The sequence below is a fragment of the Solibacillus sp. FSL H8-0538 genome (assembly GCF_038003525.1).
Classification (GTDB): domain Bacteria; phylum Bacillota; class Bacilli; order Bacillales_A; family Planococcaceae; genus JBBOPI01.
Map to the genome: position 1 here is coordinate 2924445 of NZ_JBBOPI010000001.1, position 25791 is coordinate 2950235.

At 40.2% G+C, this 25791-nt stretch carries 19 protein-coding genes and 1 riboswitch; of the genes, 3 read left to right on the forward strand and 16 right to left on the reverse strand.

Annotation, left to right across the window (positions count from 1 at the left end):
* From MHH87_RS14020 to gltB, 3 genes are all read right to left on the reverse strand, one after another.
* Positions 1–2916: a histidine kinase gene (locus tag MHH87_RS14020; RefSeq protein WP_340749880.1), complete on the reverse strand. Its 2916-nt coding sequence runs from the start codon at positions 2914–2916 to the stop codon at positions 1–3.
* A 188-nt stretch (positions 2917–3104) separates the two neighbouring features.
* Positions 3105–4586 carry a glutamate synthase small subunit gene (gltD, locus tag MHH87_RS14025; protein ID WP_340749881.1) on the reverse strand — a complete coding sequence of 494 codons (1482 nt, stop codon included), beginning with the start codon at positions 4584–4586 and terminating at the stop codon, positions 3105–3107.
* A gap of 169 nt (positions 4587–4755) precedes the next feature.
* Positions 4756–9279: a glutamate synthase large subunit gene (gene gltB / locus MHH87_RS14030; RefSeq protein WP_340749882.1), complete on the reverse strand. Its 4524-nt coding sequence runs from the start codon at positions 9277–9279 to the stop codon at positions 4756–4758.
* Between the two features lie 118 nt (positions 9280–9397).
* On the opposite strand from gltB, the gene MHH87_RS14035 reads away from it, so the two are divergent.
* Positions 9398–10300 (forward strand): LysR family transcriptional regulator, encoded by a 903-nt coding sequence (locus tag MHH87_RS14035; RefSeq protein ID WP_340749883.1) that lies wholly within the window; start codon positions 9398–9400, stop codon positions 10298–10300.
* Positions 10301–10686: 386 nt separating this feature from the next.
* Here the strand turns inward: MHH87_RS14035 and MHH87_RS14040 are convergent, their stop codons facing one another.
* The 10 genes from MHH87_RS14040 to MHH87_RS14085 form a co-directional block, all read right to left on the reverse strand.
* Positions 10687–11553 carry a MetQ/NlpA family ABC transporter substrate-binding protein gene (locus MHH87_RS14040; RefSeq protein WP_340749884.1) on the reverse strand — a complete coding sequence of 289 codons (867 nt, stop codon included), beginning with the start codon at positions 11551–11553 and terminating at the stop codon, positions 10687–10689.
* Between the two features lie 63 nt (positions 11554–11616).
* Positions 11617–12285, reverse strand: a complete 669-nt coding sequence (locus MHH87_RS14045) for a methionine ABC transporter permease (protein ID WP_340749885.1) — start codon at positions 12283–12285, stop codon at positions 11617–11619.
* Positions 12278–13306, reverse strand: coding sequence for a methionine ABC transporter ATP-binding protein (locus MHH87_RS14050; protein ID WP_340749886.1), 1029 nt, complete (start codon positions 13304–13306; stop codon positions 12278–12280). Before MHH87_RS14050 ends, MHH87_RS14045 begins: the two co-directional genes overlap by 8 nt.
* 216 nt (positions 13307–13522) lie before the next feature.
* A riboswitch (SAM riboswitch) is annotated at positions 13523–13627 on the reverse strand.
* Positions 13628–13672: 45 nt separating this feature from the next.
* Entirely contained in the window at positions 13673–13990 is a 318-nt protein-coding gene (locus tag MHH87_RS14055; RefSeq protein WP_340749887.1) for a thioredoxin family protein, read from the reverse strand.
* 18 nt (positions 13991–14008) lie between these two features.
* On the reverse strand, positions 14009–14338 hold the full coding sequence (locus MHH87_RS14060) for a toprim domain-containing protein (protein WP_340749888.1): 330 nt from the start codon (positions 14336–14338) through the stop codon (positions 14009–14011).
* A 293-nt stretch (positions 14339–14631) separates the two neighbouring features.
* Positions 14632–15012, reverse strand: coding sequence for a glycine cleavage system protein GcvH (gene gcvH / locus MHH87_RS14065; protein ID WP_340749889.1), 381 nt, complete (start codon positions 15010–15012; stop codon positions 14632–14634).
* An 80-nt stretch (positions 15013–15092) separates the two neighbouring features.
* The gene (locus MHH87_RS14070) at positions 15093–15449 is read right to left on the reverse strand and encodes an arsenate reductase family protein (RefSeq protein WP_340749890.1); all 357 of its coding nucleotides are present in this window, start codon (positions 15447–15449) and stop codon (positions 15093–15095) included.
* 242 nt (positions 15450–15691) lie between these two features.
* Entirely contained in the window at positions 15692–17473 is a 1782-nt protein-coding gene (locus MHH87_RS14075) for an acyl-CoA dehydrogenase family protein (RefSeq protein ID WP_340749891.1), read from the reverse strand.
* 193 nt (positions 17474–17666) lie between these two features.
* Positions 17667–18839 (reverse strand): acetyl-CoA C-acetyltransferase, encoded by a 1173-nt coding sequence (locus MHH87_RS14080; RefSeq protein WP_340749892.1) that lies wholly within the window; start codon positions 18837–18839, stop codon positions 17667–17669.
* Positions 18840–19343: 504 nt separating this feature from the next.
* A complete protein-coding gene (locus MHH87_RS14085) occupies positions 19344–21728 on the reverse strand; it encodes a 3-hydroxyacyl-CoA dehydrogenase/enoyl-CoA hydratase family protein (protein WP_340749893.1) in 2385 nt (794 codons plus the stop codon).
* A 264-nt stretch (positions 21729–21992) separates the two neighbouring features.
* On the opposite strand from MHH87_RS14085, the gene MHH87_RS14090 reads away from it, so the two are divergent.
* Positions 21993–22310 (forward strand): thioredoxin family protein, encoded by a 318-nt coding sequence (locus MHH87_RS14090; RefSeq protein WP_340749894.1) that lies wholly within the window; start codon positions 21993–21995, stop codon positions 22308–22310.
* A gap of 34 nt (positions 22311–22344) precedes the next feature.
* Here the strand turns inward: MHH87_RS14090 and MHH87_RS14095 are convergent, their stop codons facing one another.
* Both MHH87_RS14095 and MHH87_RS14100 read right to left on the reverse strand, forming a co-directional pair.
* The gene (locus MHH87_RS14095) at positions 22345–23556 is read right to left on the reverse strand and encodes a hypothetical protein (protein ID WP_340749895.1); all 1212 of its coding nucleotides are present in this window, start codon (positions 23554–23556) and stop codon (positions 22345–22347) included.
* Positions 23522–24058 carry a sigma-70 family RNA polymerase sigma factor gene (locus MHH87_RS14100; protein ID WP_340749896.1) on the reverse strand — a complete coding sequence of 179 codons (537 nt, stop codon included), beginning with the start codon at positions 24056–24058 and terminating at the stop codon, positions 23522–23524. The genes MHH87_RS14095 and MHH87_RS14100 overlap by 35 nt, the downstream gene beginning before the upstream one ends.
* Before the next feature lie 157 nt (positions 24059–24215).
* Between MHH87_RS14100 and MHH87_RS14105 the strand changes: the two genes are divergently transcribed.
* Positions 24216–24740 carry a C39 family peptidase gene (locus MHH87_RS14105; RefSeq protein ID WP_340749897.1) on the forward strand — a complete coding sequence of 175 codons (525 nt, stop codon included), beginning with the start codon at positions 24216–24218 and terminating at the stop codon, positions 24738–24740.
* A gap of 152 nt (positions 24741–24892) precedes the next feature.
* Here the strand turns inward: MHH87_RS14105 and MHH87_RS14110 are convergent, their stop codons facing one another.
* Positions 24893–25780, reverse strand: coding sequence for a 5'-3' exonuclease (locus MHH87_RS14110; RefSeq protein WP_340749898.1), 888 nt, complete (start codon positions 25778–25780; stop codon positions 24893–24895).
* Positions 25781–25791: the final 11 nt, after the last annotated feature.

Here is a 25791-nt window from a genome sequence, read left to right on the forward strand (position 1 = left end):
CTATTCTCCTTCATTCGGTAATTTTAATGTAATAGTTGTTCCTTCATTTGCTTTAGACTTCACTGTCAATTGTGCATTTGGGATTTCTCGTACACGGCGAAGTACATTACTAAAGCCAATGCCGCTGTTACTCATAATTTTCCCTTCCATAAGCATCCCTATCTGCTCATCAGTCATCCCAACACCGTCATCAATTACTTCAATCTGTAACATCTGAGGCAATTGTTGAATGCGAAGTGTAACATGGCCATCCCCCTCTTTTTCAAAAATCCCATGTCGGACAGCATTTTCGACAAAAGGCTGTAAAAGTAAGCTTGGCAACTCTACCTTCTTCGTATCTATCGCACGATCAATATCGATTTGTACAATTAGTCGTTCTCCAAAACGTGCTTGCTCGATTTCCACATAAGCTTGAATAATTTCCAGCTCTTTTTCCAATGTAGCTAGTGTATTTTCTTTACTCGAATTTAATATATATCGCAAATAAGTTGAAAGCATTGTTAATAAGTGTCCGGCCTTTTCACCATCTGTATAACAAAAATAAATAATACTACTAAGGGCATTATATAAAAAATGTGGTTTTATTTGTGCCTGTAAAAATGCCATTTCATGCGCCAACGCGTTGTTCATTGCCTCTTTTGTTAAAGAAATTGCAGATAGCCTAGCCATAATTGTTTCTTTTGTCGCTGGCTTCCGAACATAATCATTTGCTCCTGCATCGAAAACGAATGAAATATTCGTCGGATATTCATCAGCAACAAGCATAATAATAGGTAAATCAAAATAACTATACTTTTCTCGTATAATCCTTGTTAAAGATAAACCATCTTTATATGGCATTACTTCATCTACTAATAGAAAATTAGGCTTATATTCTTCTAATTTTGCCAAAGCAGTTTCTGCATTATGTGCTAACTGAATTGAATAATCACTACTCAGCAACGTTTGTAGAACCTCTGCGTGTGCATAATCATCCTCTACAATTAGCAGTTTAGGCAAAAGAACGTCACTTTCTAAGCTTGGTATTTGGACATTAGAAGCAAGCTGAATATTATGCTGTTCTACATATTTGGAAAACGGTAATGTAATCGTGTAACAGATGCCATTGTCGACAAAATGAACACCATAAGAACCACCCATCTGTTCAATAATGGCTTGCCCAATTGATTGTCCTGTTTCATCTGCTGCTATTTGCCTTGTATCTTCTGGTCCATTTCCTTCTACAGTAATACGAACATCTGTGTCAAGTTGAATAACGGATATGATCACATTCCCATTGACTGCATGGTGAATGGCCGTTTCAAGTATTCGGTACATAATTTGGCTTAGTTTTTGTTCATTCGCTATCACTTCTAAAGAAACATCTGCTTGCACGAATAAACGTATTTTTTCCTTTTCTATCGTGAGTGAGTGTAGGGTAATGACATGCTGGAGTATCATTTGAAGATTAATCGATGCCACATCAATTTGAAATTCCTCAAAACGAATACGTGTGAAATCCTTCAAGTCACTTACTAAATAAAGTAAGCGTTCTAATTGCTGTTCAAGTAAACGTTGCTCATCGGACGGTGTTTTGGCCGCTATTGTCCTCGATACATTTAGTGCATGATAAAGAGGCTGCTCTAACTCCTTGGTTGTTACTTCTAAAAAAGAGTCCTTTCCTATCGTTGCTTTTTCGAGTCGCTCACTGAATCGCTCCGCATCCGTTGTTCGATTAATTAATCGCATTGCGAGAAAAACGTTCATGCTTAAAATAAAGAAAAGCATTCCAATACGATTAAAAATGTTCCGTCCAGAGAAAAATAACTGATCAAAAGTACCACTAAGTGCAAACATAAATAACGAAGAAAAGATAAAAATCAACGTGATTAACTCATTTTTAGGAGCCTTTGTTTTTTTCGTAATAAATATGTAGAAAAAGCGCACGATTAAAATAACCGTGAGTAAACTCATATAGCCGAAAAAAACATATTGCTGACTTGATAATGATCGTGCAGGAAATAACAAAACCGCAATACTATACACGATTAAAGGCATCGATAAAAGGAAAACAGTCCTACGCTTAAGCACTTCTTGGACTGTATAATAAACAAAACAAATGAGCATAAAGCCATTAATAAATGTGATAAAATCCTGGAATCGGAAATAAAACTCAAAAGGTAAATTTGTAAAAAGTCTTAACAGTGTACGCTCTCCACGAGTTAACACAAGAAAAGCCAATGAGATAAAGTAAAGTGCACTATAAAAAAACGCTTTATCTTTCGTTCTAAGTAAAAATAAACTAAAGTGATAGATAGCAAAAATGAGAAAAATAAATATAACAGTACATTCTAAATTCACATCTTTATTGACATCTTTTTTAATTGTTTCTGCTATACCGATATCAATGGGGAAAACGATCCCCTGTCTTGCATTATAAAAATCTGCTACTTGGATTGTAACGATAATTGTTTTTTTTTGGGGTGTAAAATATAGCTCATACGTTGGATTACTTGGCTCTACATCTGCTTTACTAGTTCCTAATGTTCCATGAGAGGCTAGCTCCTCTCCATTCACATATAGTCGATGTGCAGACCAAATATTTCGGACCCGTAAACCAATTTCTTCGAAGTGTTCCGGTAATTCAATTTTGAGCTGATACGTACCAAATTGCACATCATCCTTCCAGGCTCCTGGTACCACTTGTGTAGAAGCATCTTCTTGAAAAACTTGAGGTGAGCTAAATTGTTCAGGTATGAATTTCCACGCACCTGAAAGCGAGACAATTTCCTCATCTAAAGTAATAGACGTTAAATCTAGCACCCCATTCTCTGCTTTAATCTTCGTTTTCCGGGTATCTTGATCATTAAATAACATAAATAAAAGTATCGTCATTGATAGGAATATAAGTATCCAACTCGTTATCTTTTTCCACAAGTTCATTCACCTCTTTTTCATCATACAGTACAAAACTCTCAAAATACTAACAAGTGTCAATTCAACCCTTTTACTATAAGTGTTAGCAAGACACATCTCGCCCAAAAATTGGGCGAGATGATGTCCTTTCTTAACCATAAAAAAATGCTGCTCGAGTTTTCCTCAAACAGCACTTTTATTTTGATGAATTATGCGTTTACTTTAACACGAGTTAAATGGTAATCAACACACACCGCCACCGCACGACCTTCTTTAATCGCCCAAACAATTAAGCTTTGGCCGCGGCGCGCATCACCTGCTGCAAAGACGCCTGGTACGTTTGTTTCAAAATCCTTCATCGATGCCTGAATACGGTTGTTAGTAACGTTGACACCGAAATGCTCCGGTAATGTTCTTTCCGTTCCTTCAAAGCCAATTGCAACAAAGACATGCTGTGCTGGCCACACTTTTTCTGTCCCTGGAAGCTCTTTAAAGTAATGGAAGCCATCATCGCCCATGATTTTTGCCATTTGAATTGTGTGTAGTTCTTTCACATCCCCATTTTTATCCGCCACGATTTTTTGTGTTTGGATGCAATACTCACGTGGATCACGGCCGTATTGTGCGTCCGCTTCCGCATAGGCATAATCTAATTTGTAAATGTTTGGATCTTTCGGCCACATTGTTTCATCCGTACGTGTTAATTCTTGCTGTGGATGCTTCCCGAATTGATACACTGATTTGCATTTTTGACGTAGTGCGGTTGCCACACAGTCCGCACCTGTATCCCCACCACCAATCACAATCACATCTTGGCCTTTGACATCTAAAGCTTTACCGTCTTTAAAGTTTGAATCGAGTAAGCTTTTTGTTGTTGCTGTTAAATAGTCCATCGCTAAATGGATATTCCCTGATTCAGCCCCCTCCATACGAAGCGTACGTTGCTTTTGCGCGCCGACACATAAAATAACTGCATCATACTGAGAACGTAACTCTTCAGCTGTAATAGCTTTACCGATTTCGGTATTGACAACAAAATTAATTCCTTCTAAGCGTAGCAAGTTTACACGACGCTCGATAAGGTCCTTTTCTAGCTTCATATTTGGAATACCGTACATTAGTAAACCGCCTAAACGATCCGAGCGTTCATATACTGTAACACTATGTCCTAGTTGATTTAGTTGATCGGCAGCTGCTAAACCTGCTGGACCTGAACCAACGATTGCGACTGTACGACCAGTGCGCTTTGCTGGAATTCGTGGCGTTACCCAGCCATTTTCAAAGCCTTTATCAATAATTGTGCGCTCAATTGATTTAATCGCTACTGCTGGATCGGTAATTGCTAGTATACAAGAGCCCTCACAAGGCGCTGGACAAACGCGCCCTGTGAATTCCGGAAAGTTATTCGTCATATGTAGACGATCAAGTGCTTCCTTCCACTGCCCTTTATACACTAAATCATTCCATTCCGGGATGACGTTATTAATTGGACAACCCGCTGCTGTACCGCGGATTTCGATACCCATATGACAGAATGGTGTGCCGCAATCCATACAGCGTGCGCCTTGCTTTTGCAAAGATTCATCTGTCAGCCTTGTCGCATACTCATTCCAACTTGAGACGCGCTCTAGTGGCGGTTGTTCTTTCATTTTTTCTCGTTTATATTCCATAAATCCAGTTGGTTTACCCATTCTAGAACCCTCCTCTTATTTAGAACAGTTATTAGCGCCAGCTTAGCAGTAACAAGGGCTAGAGCATTCGGCAAAGTGTGCTTGCACTCGCATGATGAAGGCGAAGCGACCTCGAACGGGTGGCGCAAATGCCTAGACATTACTCGAAATAAAGTAGTTATTGCTCAGCTTATTTGGAAATCGCTTGCTCTTTATTGCCGCCAGTCGTTTCTTCAAATGCTAGCATCGCTGCTAATTCATCCGTTAGCCCTTTAAGTTTATGACGCTCGATTTTTCCGATAATCACCTTATAATCGGTTGGCACTACCTTCACAAATTTCGGTACCAAGTCATTCCATTTCGCTAATACATCCAGCGCAAGAGAGCTATCGGTTTCTTCTAAATGCTTAATAATAAACTGGCGTACAGATTCGATTTCACCTTTATGTTGTAAGCGTTCGAACTCAATCATTTCCATATTACATTGCGCTTTAAATGCTGCCTCGTCTGTTGGGAGTATATATGCAATCCCACCTGACATACCAGCACCGAAGTTTTGACCCACATCGCCAAGAACAACAATGCTGCCACCTGTCATATACTCACAACCGTGGTCACCAATGCCTTCAACGACAATGTTGGCACCTGAGTTCCGAACGCCGAATCGATGCCCTGCGCGTCCGTTAATAAATGCTGAACCACTTGTTGCACCGTAAAGACATACGTTACCAGCAATTACATTTTTCTCTTGCGCCCCTTTAATCGGAGCAATCGCCACTACCTTACCACCTGATAAACCCTTACCGAAGTAATCATTTACATCGCCAACACAGCTCATTGACATCCCACGTGGAATGAAGGCACCAAAACTTTGACCTGCATGACCTGTAAATTTCAATGTAATTGTATTTTCTTCTAAGCCCGGTTCTCCGTATTTTTTCGAAATTTCACTTCCGATTATTGTTCCCATTACGCGGTTTGTATTTTTAATGTTGTATTCCAGCTCGATTTTCTTTTTTTCTACGATTGCTTGTGACACTTTTGGAAGCAACACACGGATATCGAAGCTTTCATCGATATGATGATCTTGCTGAATTTGCTTAGTACGTGTACCTTGCACCTGATGTAGAAGGGCAGATAAATCAAGCTGATTTGCTTTCCAGTGCTGTTTTGTACGCTCTGAAATTTCAAGGACATCTGTACGTCCAACCATTTCCTCTACTGTGCGGAAGCCTAAAATCGACATGTACTCACGCATTTCCTCTGCGATAAAACGCATATAGTTGACTACATGATCCGCATTCCCCATAAATTTTGCACGAAGCTCTGGATTTTGCGTTGCGACACCAACTGGGCACGTATCTAAATGACAAGCGCGCATCATAACACAACCTAAAACGATGAGCGGTGCTGTTGCAAATGCATACTCCTCCGCGCCAAGTAATGCGGCCATCACAACGTCTTTACCTGTCATTAATTTACCATCTGTTTCTAAAATAACGCGGTCACGCAGGCCATTAAGCATTAATGTTTGGTGTGCTTCTGCAAGACCTAGCTCCCACGGAAGACCTGTATGCTTGATCGACGTTTTTGGAGAAGCACCCGTCCCGCCGTCATAACCAGAAATCACGATGACATCCGCCGCACCTTTTGCTACACCAGCCGCAATGGTCCCAACACCTGCTTTTGCTACAAGCTTTACAGAAATACGAGCGTGACGGTTAGCATTTTTCAGGTCATGAATCAGCTCTGCCATATCCTCGATTGAGTAAATATCATGATGTGGAGGTGGTGAAATTAAACCTACACCAGGCGTAGAGCCGCGAACTTCTGCTACCCACGGATAGACTTTATTTCCCGGTAGCTGACCGCCTTCACCAGGTTTTGCACCTTGCGCCATTTTAATTTGCAGCTCATCGGCGTTGACTAAGTAATGCGACTTCACACCGAAACGACCCGATGCAATTTGCTTGATGGCACTGCGGCGGTTATCGCCATTTACATCTACTGTGAAGCGCGCTGGATCTTCCCCACCCTCACCAGAATTTGAACGTGCGCCTAAGCGGTTCATTGCAATGGCTAATGTTTCATGCGCTTCTTTTGATAATGAACCAAATGACATCGCACCTGATTTAAAGCGTTTCACAATTAAATCAACAGACTCCACTTCTTCTAATGGAAGACGACGCTCTGCTTTTTTAAAATCAAATAAATTACGTAGGAAGCCGATGCGTTCTTCATTCGCCATTTCTGCGTACATGCGGTAGAGGCCGTAATCATTTTTCCGTGTTGCCCACTGCAATGTATGAATTGTTTTCGGATTGAACGCATGATGCTCGCCGTCCGCACGCCACTGAAAATTACTTCCGGATTCAAGTTCCGCACGCAGTGATTCAACGGCGCTATCATGACGACGTTTTGCTTCCTCGCCAATTGTTTCTAAGCTAATACCGTCAATTTGAGATGCAGTTCCTGTAAAGTGCTCATCAATTACTGCTTTTGAAATACCGACCGCTTCAAATACTTGAGCGCCACGGTATGATTGCACTGTTGAAATCCCCATTTTCGACATTACTTTCACAACGCCATCTGCAGCACCTTTACGGAATTTTTTCACTGCATCTTTATAAGAAATTGCTAAGTGGCCATTGTCAATCGCTTCTTGAATTGTTGCGTATGCTAAGTACGGATTAATCGCATCGACACCGAAGCCAATTAGCGCTGCAAAATGATGTACTTCACGCACTTCACCGCTATTGACGAGGATGCTCACTTTCGTACGTAACCCAACACGGATTAAATATTGATGCAGTGCACTTGCTGCAAGTAATATGGGCACCGTTAGTTGGTTCGCATCTTCTTCGTAATCCGTCAGCACTACTAAAGTTTTGCCACCAATGACCGCAGCCTCTGCTTCTGCTTTAATACGATTCAACTCTTTTTCTAAATCTTCAGTAAATGAAAGGCGGATTTCAGCTACCTGGAAATGTTCTTCATTATTATTAATTAAGTTATTGTACTCTGCGTTTGTTAGTACCGGTGTATCTAACATAATACGGCGTGCATTTTCTGCCGTTGGATGAAGTAGATCACCTTCTGCACCAAGTAAGGTCATCGTAGAAGTTACGACATGCTCGCGGATAGAATCAATCGGTGGATTCGTTACTTGGGCAAATAACTGCTTAAAGTAATTGAACAGTGACTGTGGGCGCTCGGATAACACCGCAAGTGGTGAATCATTCCCCATGGAGCCAAGTGGATCCTTCCCTTCTTTAGCAAGCGGTACGATATATTTCTGCACATCTTCAAATGTGTAGCCGTTAATTTTTTGGCGTAGCGTTAAGTTCGTTACTTCCACTGCTTGTTCTTCATCCACTTGGACTTTTAACATATTGTCTTCAAGCCACTGTGCATAAGGATGTGCGCTTGCTATTTCTTCTTTTAGCTCTTCGTCTGAAATGATTTTCCCTTGTTCCAAATCAACAAGTAGCATGCGGCCTGGACTTAAACGATCTTTGTACAATACATCTTCCTCTGCCACATCTACTACACCTGTTTCAGATGAGAAGATTATATGGTCATCCTTTGTCACATAAATTCGACCAGGACGTAAGCCATTTCTGTCCAAAATCGCACCAATTTGTTTACCGTCAGTGAAGCAAATTGCTGTAGGACCATCCCACGGCTCCATTAAGCTTGAATGATATTGATAAAATGCTTTACGGTCTTCTGCAATTCGCGGGTTTTCTGTCCACGGCTTTGGAATCATCATCATTGCTGCATGGGCCGGTGTACGACCTGCTAAAACGAAAAATTCGAAGGCATTATCGAGCATAGATGAGTCCGAACCTGTTGTATCAATGATCGGTAATAGCTTTTCTAAATCATCACCAAATGCTTCGGATACAATTTGCTGCTCACGTGCGCGCATCCAGTTAATATTGCCGCGCAGTGTATTAATTTCTCCATTATGAATGATGTAACGATTAGGATGGGCACGTTTCCATGACGGGAACGTGTTTGTTGAATAGCGTGAGTGCACGAGTGCTAGTGCGGAAATGAAGCTTGCGTCTTGTAGGTCCATGTAGAAGTCACTTACTTCCTCTGGAGAAAGTAAACCTTTGAATACCATTGTTTGGCTCGACATGCTTGGGCAGTAGAATTCATAGCCTTTAGCATCTGTCCAGTGTTCTGTTTGTTTGCGGATTAAATACAGTTTACGTTCAAATGCTAATGTGTCTTTTGTGTTCGTTGCTTGAATAAATACTTGGCGTACAACAGGTGCTGTCGCTTTTGCAATATCACTCAGGTTTTCTTTATTCGTTGGAGCAGTTCTCCAGCCAATCAGTACCTGGCCTTCTTGCTCAATTAATTCGTTTATTTTTGCTTCGATTGCATGACGCTGTTGTTCATTTTCTGTGAAGAATAGCTGCCCTACACCATACTCGCCTTTTACTGGTAAATTTAACTCCCTACAGTTTAACTTGAAAAATGCATCCGGAATCTGGACCATTAAGCCGGCTCCATCGCCCGTTTTACCATCTCCTCCACGGCCAGCACGGTGCTCTAAGCGACATAACATTTCTAATCCGTTTTTTACAATTTCATGTGAAGCACGACCTTTAATATTGGCGTACATTCCGATTCCACAAGCATCGTGCTCGAACTCCGGTGAATAAAGGCCTTGCGCTTTCGGTAATTGATGAAAAGTCATTAAAATCCCCCCAAAATCTTTCAATTGCTTATTTACATTTTAAAGTTTTCGAAATAATATAAACAATATATAGTTTGGATGGAATTAATCTAAAAAATAGATAAATGGGGTGAGAACGTTGGAACTACGCCAATTACGTTACTTTGTAGAAGTGGCAGAACGCGAACATATTTCTGAAGCAGCTGAACATTTGCATGTCGCTCAATCCGCAATTAGTCGCCAAATTGCCAATTTAGAAGAAGAACTAGGTACACCACTTTTTGAGCGCATCGGCCGCAATGTCAAGCTAACGCCAGTAGGGAAAATCTTTCTTGAACATACCGTTACTGCCTTGAAGGCAATTGATTTCGCTGCCAAGCAGGTGGAAGAATTTATAGACCCGGCAAAAGGGACAATCAAGGTCGGCTTCCCAACAAGTTTAGCTAGCTATGTTTTACCAACTGTTATATCTGCATTCAAAAAGGAATACCCAGATGTGTCATTCCACTTACGTCAAGGATCCTACAAATTTTTAATTGAAGCGGTAAAAAGTCGCGAATTAAATTTAGCTTTTTTAGGCCCACTACCTCCTAAGGATGAATTAATCGATGCAACCGTACTGTTTAGTGAAAACATTCATGCGCTACTACCTGCAACACATCCATTAGCAAAAAATTCGTCGATTAATTTAATTGATTTACGCAACGATAATTTCGTTTTGTTTCCGGAAGGCTATATTTTGCATAAAGTAGCCGTTGAAGCATGTAAATCAGCAGGCTTCATCGCCAAAGTTACTTCTGAGGGTGAGGATATGGATGCACTGAAGGGGCTTGTTGCTGCAGGAATTGGAGTCACTCTATTGCCAGAGAGTTCACTATATGATTCGACACCACGTTTAACAGTGAAGGTTCCGATTGCTATGCCAAGCATTCGTCGCACAGTCGGCGTCATCTCTCCAACAAATCGCGAGCTCGCTCCATCTGAAAAAGTATTTATTGAGTTTGTTAATAATTTCTTCTCGAGACTAACACAGTTTCAGTAGGGCGTTTTAGTTAATCGACAGTTTTATTTGGTTAATAGACCGTGGGCTCCTGGTTATAGACACTCTTGCGTTGCTAATAGACAGTTCGCTTCCGGTTATAGACACTCTTGCGTTGCTAATAGACACTTCGCTTCCGGTTATCGACACTCTCGTGTTGCTAATAGAGTCTGCGCTTCTGGTTATAGACACTTTTGCGTTGTTAATAGACGCTCCACTTCCGGTTAAAGACACTCTTGCGTTGTTAATAGACGCTCCACTTCCGGTTATAGACACTCTTGCGTTGCTAATAGACAGACACTGCGCTTCTTGTTTATAGACACTCTCTTCGCATTAATAGACAAAACAAAGGACGCCTCTCATTGAGAAGCGTCCATTTTTAGTAATAATTATTTGCTTACAGGAACTACTGCCCCGCCCCATTCTTCAACGATGAAGTCTTGGATTTCTTTAGAATGTAGTACTTCAATTAACTTCACGATTGTTTCGTTGTTTTCTTCACCAGCACGTGTAGCAATTACGTTTACGTATGGAGATTCAGATCCTTCAATGGCAATAGAATCTGTAATTGGGTTAATACCTGCATCGATTGCGAAGTTTGAGTTAATTACAACTGCATCACCTTCACCATTTTTATAGTATTGAACTAAAATTTCTGGTGCAGAGCTTGCATCAATGTTTAAGTTTTTAGGGTTTTCTACAATATCTTTTAATTCAGCAGCTGTTTTATCAATACCATCTGCTAATTTAATTAAGCCTAAATTTTCAAGTAACGACAAAATACGACCTTGGTCAGAAACTGAGTTAGAAATGATAATTGTTGCGCCGTCTGGAAGTTCATCTAAAGAAGCATATTCTTGAGAGTATATCCCGATTGGCTCGATGTGAATTCCACCAGCATTAACAAAACCGTAGCCTTTTTCAGCGTTTTCAAGCTCTAAGTACGGAATATGTTGGAAATAGTTAGCATCTAATTCGCCAGACTCTAAATCTTGGTTTGGCATTATATAATCTTGATAAGGCTCGATTACTAATTCGATCCCTTGTTCAGCTAAAAGTGGTTTCGCTTGCTCTAAAATAATATCATGTAAACCATAAGAAGCACCTACAACTAATTTTGTTGGTTCAGTTGTACCTTCTGTTGCAGCTGTATCGTTTGTATCAGCTGTTTCAGTTGTTCCTTCATCATCGCTTCCACAAGCTGCTAAAGCTAATACAAGCACTGATAAAAGTAAAAATGATAATAATTTCTTCATTAAATTTCTCCCCTTCTCTATATGCTTTCTCTATGTGAACGACCTATGCCGCCGTCACCTAAACTAACGCTTGTCTGTTTTTGATGTAATCGCATCGCCAATAAACTGAAGAACGAAAACGATAGCTAATATAATAATTGTCGCCATTACGGTTACGTCAGATCGGCTACGTTGGAATCCATCAATAAATGCTGTATTCCCTAGTCCACCTGCACCAATAATACCAGCCATTGCTGTATAGCCTACAAGTGCAACCGATGTTACTGTAATACCAGAAATAAGCGCTGGCAATGATTCTGGTATTAGTACTTTCCAAATAATTGTTGATGTTTTTGCACCCATTGAGCGAGCTGCTTCAATAACACCTTTATCAATTTCACGAAGTGCGATGAGGACCATACGTGCATAGAACGGCGCCGCACCGATAATAAGCGCAGGTAATGCCGCATTTACACCACGAATCGTGCCAAGTAAAAAATTTGTAAATGGAATTAATAAAATTATAAGCACGATAAACGGAATGGAACGGAAAATATTTACGACAGATCCTGTTAAAAAATGCGCTACTTTATTTGCCCCTATTTGATTGGGACTCGTTAAAAATAGTAAAATCCCGATTGCTAGACCGAGCACAAAGGTTACACCTGTTGAAATTACAGTCATATAAAGTGTTTCATACGTCGCTTCCCACATTTTGTCCCACACGACGTTCGGAAATAATTGACTAAGCATGCTCAATCACCTCCGTTTTAATTTCATGCTGCTCAAGTATTGCTAGTGCAGCATCTATATCCGCTTGCTGTCCATCAATATGCACGAACAATGTACCGTACGGACCACTAGTTGTATGAGAAATATCACCTTGAACGATATTAATGGCAATATCAAACTGCTTAATAATTTGCGAAATGACTGGTTGCTCTGTCGTTTGTCCAACGAATGATAGCTTAATGATGTTCCCAGATTTATATTTCGCTAAAATTTGCTCTAAAGATTCTTGCGTTTCTTGTGTTGCACCTGATACTTGTGAAACGAATTTTTTCGTAATTGGTGCTTGCGGGTGTTGGAATACTTGTAGCACCTCACCTTGCTCCACTACTTGTCCAGCTTCCATAACAGCGACGCGGTGACAAATTTTACGAATAACGTGCATTTCGTGTGTGATTAGTACAATCGTTAAGCCAAGTCTTTTATTAATATCTAAAAGAAGCTCTAAAATTGAATCCGTCGTTTCCGGGTCAAGTGCAGATGTTGCTTCATCACATAAAAGTACTTCTGGGTTATTCGCTAAGGCGCGCGCAATACCGACACGCTGCTTTTGTCCTCCCGAAAGCTCTGAAGGATACGCTTTGCCGCGACCAGTAAGACCAACAAGTTCAATTAACTCTTCTACACGTTTTACACGTTCTGCTTTGGGAACACCTGCAATTTCAAGCGGGAAGGCGATGTTTTCCGCCACAGTGCGTGACCATAAAAGGTTGAAGTGTTGGAAGATCATACTAATTTTTTGACGAGCCTCGCGTAGTTTTCGTCCTGAAGCAGATGATAGCTCATTGCCACTAACTGTAACTAAGCCCTTTGTTGGCTTTTCTAAACCATTTAACAGGCGAATCATTGTACTTTTACCGGCACCACTATAACCGATAATGCCATAGATTTCTCCTTGCTTAATCGATAAGTTTACATTTTCAACAGCTGTTAAGTCGCCATTTTTCGTTTTATAAACTTTCGTAATATTTTTTAATTCAATCATTACTGTACTCCTTCTAAAAACAGCATCCTCTGCGCTGCTTTATTTTGTAAACCAAGAGTGTTAATGCGCCGGTTTACACCCGAACTGGCGAACTGACCAACATCATGTTGGCATCGAACTCGAGGGCGTGGCGATTAAACCTAGACGTAAACGAAAAAACCTTTCTACTTGAAGACATAGTAGAAAGGTTTTCGCATTTTTATACGTTCAACCGTTCTCTCATCTCTCAAAGCTTAACTTTGTGTGACTTGGCACCTTTTCATCATACATGCTGGTTGCCGGGCTTCATAGGGCACTTCCCTCCGCCTCTCTTTATAAGAGTAACGCTATTAAATTTTTTATTATGAATGTTACTTTATCACGCTATCAATTATGCGTCAAATGTTTTTTTAATATTTCATACAAAAATGGTACGGATTGAAATGCATAGATTTTATCTACGATTTCACCTCTTTGCGATATAACTAGGCAGGGCACACTTTCTATTTCAATATCATAAGCGAGCTGCTCCATATAATTTAAATTGGCTTTCCCTAATGGGAGATTTGGGAGTAATTGTTCCACAACATCCATCATTTTTGATGCAACTGCACACGTACCACACATCGGTGTATATAAATAAAAGGCAGTTAACGGCTGCTCTTGCATTTGTTGTTCCCACTTTTGTCTAGTCCATTCGTTCATCTGCTTCATCCTATACTTTTATTTGTGAACGGCAAATTTTGCTACCTCTAATAGCTGAAGTAAAATAGCACTTGGAGTTTCGGCTACTTCTATATATTGCTTCGGGATGACGAGCTGTATCGCATCAGAATAGCAACGCTTCATGAGCTTACGTAATTTCTCTCCGTTTTTATCGGCATCAAACATTGTATACAGATCGCAATGCTCATAAGGCTCGATAAGCGTGATTAAGTCTTCTTCACTAATCGTACCATTTGTACATAAAATCGTAGCGTTTTCGGCTAATAGAGGGATTATTTTCAATTTGTCCGAACGACCTTCTACGATTATACACTTTTCCACATTCATCTTCCTCCTATAGAAAGACAAATCTTGACCCAAAATAAGGTAAGATGATGTCGTTTATTATGTGATTAAGAAAGCTATAGTTGCTCAACCACGAACACAAGCATCGGAGAGTCCGAAGTGAAAGCGCTCTTAGCCTTCGCCTGAGGACAGACCGCGACCTCGAGGGGCTGGCGCTTTCGCCTAGACGTTACATTTACTTATTTAATTGTTATCCATATGGCGAAATTTTATAATTTCCTTAACAATAAAAAAAAACGCCAAACTCCTGTGACGGACTTTGGCGTTTCAAGAAATTATTCTGCGATTAACTCTTCGTATTTCTCAGCAGTCATTAACTCTTCGATTTCAGAAGGGTTAGTAAGTTCAACTACAACCATCCATGCTTGTCCATACGGAGATTCATTAACAAACTCAGGGTTATCAGAAAGTTCTTCGTTTACTTCAACGACTTTACCTGATATTGGTGCGTATAATTCTGAAACTGTTTTAACAGATTCAACACTACCAAATGGTTGGTTTAATTGAATTTCGTCGCCTACTGCTGGTAGTTCAACGAAAACGATATCGCCAAGTTCATGTTGTGCGAAATCTGTAATTCCTATACGTGCTTTGCCATCTTCAACTTTTACCCACTCATGTTCTTCTGAGTAGCGTAATTCTTTAGGTGTGTTCATCAAAACCCCTCCATATCATATGTAGTACATTCATGTTCAGTGTGCCATATTTCGTTCGGAAATTCAATACAATACGTTGTTTATTTCCATGATTCTAAGAAGTCAGACTCCTTAAATCCTAATGTTACTTTTTTTCCATCTGTTACAATTGGACGCTTAATTAGCATACCATCCGATGCTAGTAGAGAAATTTGCTCTTCTTCAGACATATGTATTAGTTTGTCCTTTAACCCTAATTCTTTATACTTGTTACCAGAAGTATTAAAAAACTTTTTCAGCGGCAAGCCACTTGCTTCATAATATGATTTTAGTTGTTCTTTAGATGGCGTTTGTTCTACTATGTGAACCGCCTCATAAACAATGCCATTAGCATCTAACCATTTTTGTGCTTTTTTGCATGTCGTACATTTTGGATATTGAATAAATTGTAATGTCATAAAATGTCCCCCTTTTATACGAATCGTTTCTTTTCATTGTAATCGAAAACGAATATCCAATGCAAAAAGATGCTGCTGCCGACCTAAAATAAAACCTAAGCGCGGCGCCCCGCACTTAGGTTGATCGTTCTTATTACACCACAAACTTCTCTGCTTTAATTAGTTTTGCACCTGTCGCTTCTCTTTCGGTGCAGAAATACACTGTCTTCATATACAGATCTTTCTTTTGTAGTAATTAAATCTTAAACCACAAACTTCTCTGCTTCAATAAGTTTCGCAGCTGCTTCACGTTTTTTCGGAATTAAGTTGTATGGGTTGTTACGTGTTAATTTACGTAGTGCTGATAAGATCATACGGCCAGCATCACCTTCAACTGAAGCTAGTAATGTATCTTTCGCTTCTTTTTCGATTTCTGAAAATGCTTCTTGTGTGAAGATTTGAGTGTAAAGAATTTTTTGTTGTGATTTTTCAACACCATCGCGAGCAATCGCTTTTTGCGTACGAATTACAGCTGATTCCATTGCGTATAATTGGTTCGCAATGTTCGCGATGTTCACAAGTACTTCTTGCTCTGCATCTAGTTTTGCTCCGAACGCCTGTGCAGCAGCACCAGCAGCTAATACAGCAATTTTCTTCGCATTTTTCACAAGGTATAATTCTTGCGCTAATGGCTCATCACCAATTTCTTCAGGCATTAACATTAGGAGCTCTGCTTGTAATTGGTGTGCTACTTGTAGAAGTGGTAACTCGCCTTTTAGAGCTTTCTTCATAAATGTACCAGGAACAATCATACGGTTAATTTCATTTGTGCCTTCGAAAATACGGTTAATACGAGAGTCGCGGTAAATACGCTCTACTTCGTACTCTGCCATGAAGCCGTAACCACCATGCAATTGTACTGCTTCGTCTGCCACATAGTCTAATGTTTCAGAACCGACTACTTTTGCAATTGAACATTCAATCGCATATTCAGCAATAGCACCCGCAATTTTTTGGCCGTCTTTTTGCTCCTCAAGAGACAACTGGCTTAAGCGGTCCTCGAAGTAACCGACAGTACGATAGTTTAAAGACTCTGAAGCATAAATATGTGATGCCATTGTCGCTAACTTTTCTTTCGTTAAGTTGAATCCCGAAAGTGGCGTTTTGAACTGCTGACGTTGCTTTGTATATTTAACCGCTAGCTCGAATGCACGTTTAGATGCACCGACAGTACCTATTCCTAACTTATACCGACCTATGTTTAAAATGTTGAATGCGATAATATGACCGCGACCGATTTCACCAAGTAAGTTTTCAACTGGCACTTGTGCGTCTTGTAAAATTAAAGTACGAGTAGAAGATGATTTAATGCCCATTTTCTTCTCTTCTGCTCCTACTGATACGCCGTCGAATTTGCGGTCAACGATGAATGCAGTGAATTTATCGCCATCGATTTTTGCGTATACTACGAATACATCCGCAAATCCTGCGTTTGTAATCCATTGTTTTTCACCATTTAATACATAGTGAGTACCTGCTGCATTTAATTTGGCCACTGTTTTTGCACCTAAAGCGTCAGAACCTGAACCTGGCTCAGTTAATGCATACGCAGCGATTAATTCGCCAGAAGCTAACTTTGGTAAGTAGCGTTTCTTTTGCTCTTCGTTACCGAAAAGAACGATTGGTAAAGAACCGATTCCTACGTGTGCACCATGAGTAATTGAGAATCCACCTGCTGGAGACAATTTTTCAGCGATTAAAGCGGAAGAAATTTTGTCTAAAGCTAAACCTTCATATTCTTCTGGAACATCCGCCGCAAGTAATCCTAGTTCACCAGCAATTTTTAATAAGCGTACGGAGTGATCGAATTCATGGTTCTCAAGGTTTTCTACAACAGGTAATACTTCGTTATTTACGTAATCCTCTGTTGTTTTGGCGATCATTTTTTGCTCATCGGTGAAATCCTCTGGCGTGAATACGCGTTCGATTTCTACGTCCTCGATTAAGAAAGCGCCGCCTTTAATAATGTTTGAAGTTTGTTCCATATTAAATTCCTCCCCTAAGGTAATTGTTCGGAAACGCTTAGACACTTCTGACAAAAGCAGCGTTTAAACTTTTGTCTATGAAACTTACAAATTTATTGCTAAGCTACGGAATTGTGCATGGATACACTGACCTTTGCTTTGGTGACGAATTTGGAAGCATCAAAAAACTCGTGACCGCAAACTAATCTTCCTCTTACAGTACTTCGAATACACCAGCAGCACCCATACCGCCGCCGATACACATTGTTACTACACCGTATTTACCGCCACGACGTCTTAACTCATTGATCAATTTTAGTGTTAAAATGGCACCTGTTGCTCCTAGTGGATGGCCAAGTGCGATTGCGCCGCCATTTACATTCACTTTTTCTACGTCGATGGCTAAATGGCGAACAACTTGTAGTGATTGTGATGCGAACGCTTCGTTAATTTCCCATAAATCGATGTCGCCTTGTGTAAGACCTGCGATTTCAAGTGCTTTGGGAATCGCTACGATTGGGCCAATTCCCATTACTTCTGGTGGTACGCCGCCAACTGCAAAGCCTAAAAACTTGGCTAATGGTTTTAATCCTTGTGCTTCAGCTTCTTCACGGTCCATCACAAGTACAGCTGCTGCACCGTCTGAAGTTTGAGAGGAGTTACCTGCTGTTACAGAACCTTTCACGTTGAACGCTGGGCGTAATTTCGCTAAGCCTTCAATTGAAGTACCAGGTCGTACCCCTTCATCAGTATCGAACGTAAACTTCTTCTCTTGTAATTTATTATTCTTGTCTACGTAATACTCAATAACTTCAACCGGTACAATTTCGTCTTTAAATTTTCCTTCGCGAATGGCTTTTTCTGCTAATTCATGAGAACGAACTGCAAATGCATCTTGATCTTCTCGGCTTACTTTATAGCGATTTGCTACCTCCTCAGCAGTGTGACCCATTCCGATATAGTATTGCGGTGCTTCTTCAGCAAGTTTTGGATTTAAACGAACTGTGTTACCAGTCATCGGAATCATACTCATTGATTCTGTACCACCTGCAATTATTGCTTTTGAATGACCAAGCATAATACGTTCAGCAGCATATGCAATTGTTTGTAAACCTGATGAACAGAAACGGTTTATTGTAAGTGCTGGTGTTGTATCCGGCAGTCCAGCTAAAGCACCAATATTACGCGCTACATTCATTCCTTGCTCTGCTTCGGGCATTGCACAGCCTATAATTAAATCATCAATCGGACCTTCATAGCCCGCTCTTTTAAGTGTTTCCTTTACTACTAGCGCACCAAAATCATCTGGGCGAACTGTTGCAAGTGAACCTTTTTTTGCTCGACCAATTGGCGTTCTTGCTCCTGCCACAATTACAGCTTCACGCATATTAATGTATCCCCCTTATCGTATGCTAGCGACGTTTTGTAACTAGCTATAAATTGTTCTATTAAGTTGGCTCTACACCAAAATCTGAACTTGACAGCACATTCCACTCCAGGCGGACGCTTTCCGCGGGCGTGGCTTGAGCCTCCTCGGGCCAACACGATGTTGGTCACGAAGGCGTTGCCACAGGACGTGGCGTTCTTAGCCTTCGTTCCTAAACGTTCGTGCGGGGTCTCAAGGCTCACGCTTTTCCCGCAGGAAGCTTTGCTCTGTAGCGAAAGGCGAATGCCGTCAGCTACACTCGCCGCCCTCCGTTCCATGTGCCTATAAAGTAGTACACTTTCTTTTATAGTAAAGGACATATTTTGGTAAAGACCCATTAAGTTACAAGCAAATTTACCGTCCAAATTTTGAATCGTTCTGACCTTATACGGTTCAAAATCGATGACATCCGCCAGAGACCAAGACTTTCCTGAGTAGACATCTAGCCTGTTGAAGAAAGTCCCTTTAGTTACGTAATGGTTTACCTTTTACAAGCATTTGCTGCATACGCAATTGTGATTTTTGATCTGCTACTAGTTGTAAAAATGCGTCTTTTTCTAAGCCTAATAAATACTCTTCAGACACTTCTGTTCCGTATGGTACTAAACCACCTGCGATAACATACGCTAATTTCTTCGCGATTTTCAGGTCATGATCGCTAATCATACCTGAATTGTAAAGGCCTTGTGCTCCTAAAAGTAATGTTCCATAACCTGGTGCTCCAACAACTTTTACTGGCTTCTTCACTGGTGGCACATACCCCGCGTCATGTAGCGCAATCGCAGCTTGTTTTGCATCGAAAATTAAGTGATCAGAGTTCACCGACACGCCGTCTGCAAAGTTTAAGAAGTTGGTTTCACGGGCTTCTTCACCAGAACCTGATACTTTTGCCATTGCAATTGTTTCAAATACTTTATTTGCAATGTTTTGATAGTCTATTTCAACACCATTTGGTAAACCTTTAATGAATTTTTCGTAAAGACCAATGTTACCTCCACCGCCTGGAATTAAGCCTACACCTACTTCAACTAAACCCATATACGTTTCTGCTGATGCTTGAATGTGAGCAGCTGGTAAACATACTTCCGCGCCGCCACCTAAAGTCATTGAAAATGGTGCCGCGACAACTGGCTTCACACTGTATTTAATACGACGCATCGCTTGTTGGAATGATTTAATAACAAAATCAAGTTCAAAAATATTGTCGTCTTGCGCTTCCATTAGGATCATACCGAGGTTAGCTCCAACACAGAAGTTTTTACCTTGATTACCGATTACAAGCCCTTTGAAGTTTTTCTCTACTTCATCAATTGCGAAATTAATCATTTGGATAATGTCTAAACCGATCGCATTTGATTGTGAATGGAATTCTAAAAGTGCTACCCCGTCACCTAAATCTACTAAACTCGCACCTGCATTTGATTTAATAACTCCGTTTTTCTTTTTATAGCGTTTTAAGTCAATCGCTTTTTCGTTCACAGGTACTTTCACATATTCAGTGCCATTGAAGTAAACAAGATCACCATCAATTTCTGTGTAGAATGTTGAGTAGCCTTTTGCAAGTAAATCTTTTGCAAACGCAGGTACTTCGCGGCCCTCTGCTTCCATTTTAGCAATGGATTTTTCTACACCGATTGCATCCCATAGTTCAAAAGGACCTTGCTGCCAGCCGAAGCCCCATTTCATTGCGTTATCGATTGCAACAATATCATCTGCAATTTCTCCGTTTAATTGTGCAGAGTAAATTAATGTTGGTGCAAAAATATTCCACAATAGTTCTCCAGCGCGGTCATTTGCATACACTAATGTTTTTACTTTGTTTGCTAAGCCTTTTGTCTGTTTTGCCAGCTCAACTGAAGGCGTTTGCAGTTTTTTTGTTGGACCGTATTGAAGTGTGGATAAGTTCAGCTCATGAATTTCTTTTCCTTGTTTAAGGAAGAAACCTTGGCCAGACTTTGCACCTAACCAACCGTTTTCAATCATTTTATTTAAAATTGGTGATTCTTCAAACACTGCCTGTTCTTCACCAGTTGTTTGGTCATAAACGTTTTTCGCAACGTGTGCGAATGTATCTAAGCCCACTACATCAAGCGTACGGAATGTTGCTGATTTTGGACGGCCAATTAGTGGACCTGTTACCGAATCCACTTCGCCTACTGAATAGTTACGGGCAACCATTTCTTGCATGGTTACTAGTAGTCCGTAAGTTCCAATACGGTTTGCGATGAAGTTCGGTGTATCTTTTGCAATTACAACACCTTTCCCTAGCACATTTTCACCGAAAGTTTGCATGAAATCTACAACTTCTAGTTTCGTTGTTATTGCAGGGATTACTTCTAAAAGTTTTAAATAACGTGGCGGGTTGAAGAAGTGTGTTCCAAGGAAATGCTTTTGGAAATCTTCCGAACGCCCTTCAGCCATTGCGTTAATACTAACGCCAGAAGTATTTGAAGAAATGATTGTGCCTGGTCTACGCACCGTATCGATTTTTTCAAATAATCCTTTTTTGATTTCTAAGTTTTCTACAATAACTTCTATGATCCAATCTACATCCTTTAGCTTTACTAAATCATCTTCAAAGTTACCTGCAGTAATTAATGCTAAGTTTTTCTTGGCAGCTAATGGTGCTGGCTTTTGTTTTAGCAGCTTTTGCAATGCTCCGTTTGAAAAACGATTGCGGACTGCAGACGATTCGAGCGTTAACCCCTTCGCTTCCTCATCCTTTGTTAGCTCTTTTGGTGCGATATCTAATAATAATGTTGAAATACCAATATTTGCTAAGTGAGCAGCAATTCCTGACCCCATTACCCCTGAACCTAAAACGGCTGCTTTTTGAATTTTGTAAGACACGAGCAATTCCCCCTTCTTCCCTCTTTGAATGAATAGTCATTCATTTTTGAACGAAAAAAAACTTGAAACAGCTTTTCTGTTCTTAGTGTAGTATAATTTGTCAATTTTATCAATCTTTTTTAACGCAATTTTCTATAATTTTATTATACTGCTTTAATAATAATAGGTTCATCTGTTATTTCAATGAGTAATCATTCAGTAAGTCAATTTCCTTTTCTGTGTCGACCAAAATGTGTAAAATAGTGTTAAGGAGTGTGATTAATCATGCAAGAAATTACTACATTAGAACAATTTAATGAAATTACAGGCACAGAAAAATCAGTTGTTATTAAATTTTTCGCAGGCTGGTGCCCAGACTGTACACGTATGGACATGTTTATTGATCCAATTATTGAAGAATACACACAGTACGATTGGTACTCAATCAACCGCGACAACTTCCCAGAGCTAGCTGAAAAGTATCAAGTAATGGGTATCCCATCACTATTAATTTTCAAAAACGGTGAAAAACTTGCTCACTTACATAGTGCAAATGCAAAATCACCTGCACAAGTAACAGAGTTTTTAGACGCACAAGTATAATAAAAAATGGGCCGCAAAGTGCGCGCCCGTTTTTTTATTGTTTAACTGCCTGTTCAAGTGAATTCAGATTATAATAGTAGGTTTTTTGGAAAAATTCTTCACTATAGCTTAGTCGGAAATTCCCCCCTAAAAATTCTACCGATAGGAAATCTTGTAGCCAAGCTGGACCTTCCACATGATTTTCTATAAAGGTATGAATTAGCTTTCCATCTTTCACCGTCACAATTTGCCCGTTTTCCCCTTCTAAAAATAGCAGTTCTTCACCGATTTCTTCCCTGTTGTACATCGTACCTCCCGTATACTCCCCTGGCACTCCTTCAACATATTGATATGCATCCAACTGTTCATTATAGTACACGTAGCGAATTTGCTTATCTTCAAAGGAGCTGAAAACGATTACTTCGTCTCCATTTGAAAAGCTATGAATGCCCGCATGATAAGGTTGGTCCGCATTTTTATCATACGGACCGATATACCCCAAATCAACGATATGTTCCCCGTCTATTAAGTAAAGTTGCACATTCTCTTCTTTAATAAGCGGCCACAGTTGAACTCCATTGGGCAATTCCAACGTGCCATGCGCAACCATTAAATTATGCAGTGAGCCGTTTGGTGCCGTCTCTGCTACTGGCGCCTCCCTATAAGTAAGTGCAATCGATTTTGGCGCAACATACGGCTCATACAGAAGCCACTCTTCATACACATCTTCATACACTCGGACATCTGATTTGGAAATCATTTGTATATTTAGATCATGAATATACGTCTGACCATCTATAAGATTTTCATGCTGCATATATAACTTCGTAATTCCTTCTTCATTAGGAGGCATCATCTTTAAAATACGTAACGAAGCAAAATCCACGTTGGCGTATTTTTGAAATACTTCTTTTGGAGATGCTACCACTTCAGTAGCCGATACCTTCTCAAATGCCTCATAATCTTCCCATTCAATTGCAGTTAAATAAGCAATTGCTCCTTCTGCCTGTTGTTCTGACAATAGTTTATTAAAATAGACTTCACTAAAGCTCGCCGGTTGCTCGACAGACTGTTCACCCATTGATAAATATGAAAATGAGCCGATAAGGCCGATTACTAGTAGTACAAATACAGGCTGAAGTGCTTTTATGAAAGATTTATTGGATTTTCTTTTCTTAGAAGCTATTTTTGTCACGAGGCGATCCGTTAGCCATTGTTCCTCCCCAATGACCTCACCAATACTTTTCTTGATTTTGGAATCCTTCATAGAGCGCACTCCCATCTAATTCGACTTTTAATTTTTCTCGTCCGCGTTTCAGTCTTGTTTTTATTGTATTTACCGGGCATTGCATTAGCTCAGCTATTTCCTCAGTTGACATTTCTTTATAATAGTAGAACACAATGACTTCTCGGTATTTCACCGGCAATTTTAGCACGGCATGACCAAGCAGTTTTGACTCATCATTTTCAAGGACTAGCTGTTCTGCAGACACACTGCCTTTAAAAATAGACTGTATTTTTGTTGTGACAAAGGTATTTTTGTAGTGCCAGCTGCGTAAGTAATCATGACAGCGATTAATCGTCATCCGAAATAAATATGTTCTATACGACGAACCCCCGCGGAAATCAGTTCGCTTTTCAAACGCCTTCAACAATACGTCCTGAACAATGTCTTCTGCAATTTCTCTATTTTTCACATATGTAAAAGCAAGGCGGAGCAATTCTTCCCCGTGTATTTTAATAAATGCTTCCAGTTGTTCCGTCTGCACGTAATTCCTCCCTTATTTATCAAATTCACCTCACGTTAGACGGAGCAAAACAGCAAACCGTTTCACTATTGTTGATTTTTCCCACAAAAGTGGTAAGATAATTGAAATCTCATTTTTTGGGTATATTATAACTTAAATCTTAATGGAGGTGACTAGGATGCGAGTACTATTAAATGTGAATGGAATGTCCCAGTATAGTGCGGAAGTTCGTCCTGAGTATCAAAGTTCTGCATGTGGTCCCACAACTGCGCACGTTATTTTAAATTATTTATCCCAAGATGAAGCAATCATTAATAAAGATGTAAATGAATGGTACAAAACGCTTGGCGGCACTAAAATTGGCCTTTTCAAGTGGCGCATGATTAAAAATCTACGCAATGCACTTGGTCCTAATTGGACAATCGATAGCTGCTCTTTAACGGAAGCTATTGAACAGCTTCGAATTGGTAATCCAGTTGCCATGAAGTTCGACAATTATTTTACATTGCAGTTTTTATCAAAAATTAAGCCACTCTTCAAATATCACTGGGTTCCACTTATCGGCTATGAAATTAAGGACGATGAACTTCATTTAATTATTCATGATAACGGCGGCCGCAACCGCGAAAGTCAATTGCGCACATTCCGCTACGAAGATAATCGCCGAGTATTAAGCTTTGTAAAAATTGAACCGAAGTTTTAACACAGCAGAAGCGATCTGCTGTTTTTTTATGTTTGTGTTAAGAAATATGGCAGCTCTATTTAGTGCTTTCCTCACTCTAATAAGTTATATCCTACTTCTCCCCTCCACCCATACAAAAAGACAAGCCCATTTCTAGACTTGTCCTTCATTTATTATAGTAATGAATACAGTGAACGCGCATGCTTCGCAATTAAACGGTAACCTTTACCTTCTAAGTTCGCAAAAGTGCCGTTCTCATAATCTTCTAATCGCAAACGTTCAAGCTCAGTATCAATCTGTGCCTGACAATTAATTTCTGCAAGCTGATGAGATAGCTTCAGCATGTCTACGTTTTCACTAATTTTCGAACGTTGCCCTGGCTTCAACGTATCAAGCGCATTTAGTACACCGTCAATGGAGCCGTGATTTTGAATAAGTTGAAGTGCCGTTTTTGGACCAATCCCCTTAACACCCGGATAGCCATCGCTCGAATCGCCCATAAATGCTTTCACCTGAGCGAATTGTTTTGGTGAAATAGCATATTCCTCGACAAAACGTGCCTCTGAATATACATCATATTCTGTATACCCCTTTTTCGTAAACGCGATTGTCGTTGAAGGATTTAGCAGCTGCAGTAAATCCTTATCGCCACTAATAATCGTAATATCCGCGTCGTTCTTCCACTTCTCCACCATCGATCCGATCAAATCATCTGCCTCTAAGCCTTTAACACCGAAGTTTTTCCAGCCGATCATTTCAGATACTTCTTTTGCCATATCAAATTGCGGTAGCATTTCCTCTGGTGGTGCTGGACGGTTTGCTTTGTAGCCGTCGAATAAATCATTACGGAAAGTATGTGCCCCCATATCCCAGCATACGGCTAAATGCGTTGGCTTCATTAAGTTTTGTGCCGTTAATACGTGACGCGCGAAGCCTTGTACACCATTAGACGGCGTGCCATCCTCAAGTCGAATAAATTGGTTCATTGCGGCTGACGCGAAAAACGAACGGAATAATAGTGCCATCCCGTCTACTACTAGTAAATGTGGTTTATTTGTCATTTCATTAATTC

Coding starts and splice junctions, on each gene's coding strand:
- MHH87_RS14045 (WP_340749885.1), bottom strand. CDS start 12,285: ATGCTTAGTCAATTATTTCCGAACGTCGTGTGGGACAAAATGTGGGAA.
- MHH87_RS14075 (WP_340749891.1), bottom strand. CDS start 17,473: ATGGAACAAACTTCAAACATTATTAAAGGCGGCGCTTTCTTAATCGAG.
- MHH87_RS14110 (WP_340749898.1), bottom strand. CDS start 25,780: ATGACAAATAAACCACATTTACTAGTAGTAGACGGGATGGCACTATTA.
- gltB (WP_340749882.1), bottom strand. CDS start 9,279: ATGACTTTTCATCAATTACCGAAAGCGCAAGGCCTTTATTCACCGGAG.
- MHH87_RS14105 (WP_340749897.1), top strand. CDS start 24,216: ATGCGAGTACTATTAAATGTGAATGGAATGTCCCAGTATAGTGCGGAA.
- MHH87_RS14080 (WP_340749892.1), bottom strand. CDS start 18,839: ATGCGTGAAGCTGTAATTGTGGCAGGAGCAAGAACGCCAATTGGTCGA.
- MHH87_RS14060 (WP_340749888.1), bottom strand. CDS start 14,338: ATGAATGTGGAAAAGTGTATAATCGTAGAAGGTCGTTCGGACAAATTG.
- MHH87_RS14055 (WP_340749887.1), bottom strand. CDS start 13,990: ATGAACGAATGGACTAGACAAAAGTGGGAACAACAAATGCAAGAGCAG.
- MHH87_RS14070 (WP_340749890.1), bottom strand. CDS start 15,449: ATGACATTACAATTTATTCAATATCCAAAATGTACGACATGCAAAAAA.
- MHH87_RS14050 (WP_340749886.1), bottom strand. CDS start 13,306: ATGATTGAATTAAAAAATATTACGAAAGTTTATAAAACGAAAAATGGC.
- gltD (WP_340749881.1), bottom strand. CDS start 4,586: ATGGGTAAACCAACTGGATTTATGGAATATAAACGAGAAAAAATGAAA.
- MHH87_RS14090 (WP_340749894.1), top strand. CDS start 21,993: ATGCAAGAAATTACTACATTAGAACAATTTAATGAAATTACAGGCACA.
- gcvH (WP_340749889.1), bottom strand. CDS start 15,012: ATGAACACACCTAAAGAATTACGCTACTCAGAAGAACATGAGTGGGTA.
- MHH87_RS14095 (WP_340749895.1), bottom strand. CDS start 23,556: ATGAAGGATTCCAAAATCAAGAAAAGTATTGGTGAGGTCATTGGGGAG.
- MHH87_RS14040 (WP_340749884.1), bottom strand. CDS start 11,553: ATGAAGAAATTATTATCATTTTTACTTTTATCAGTGCTTGTATTAGCT.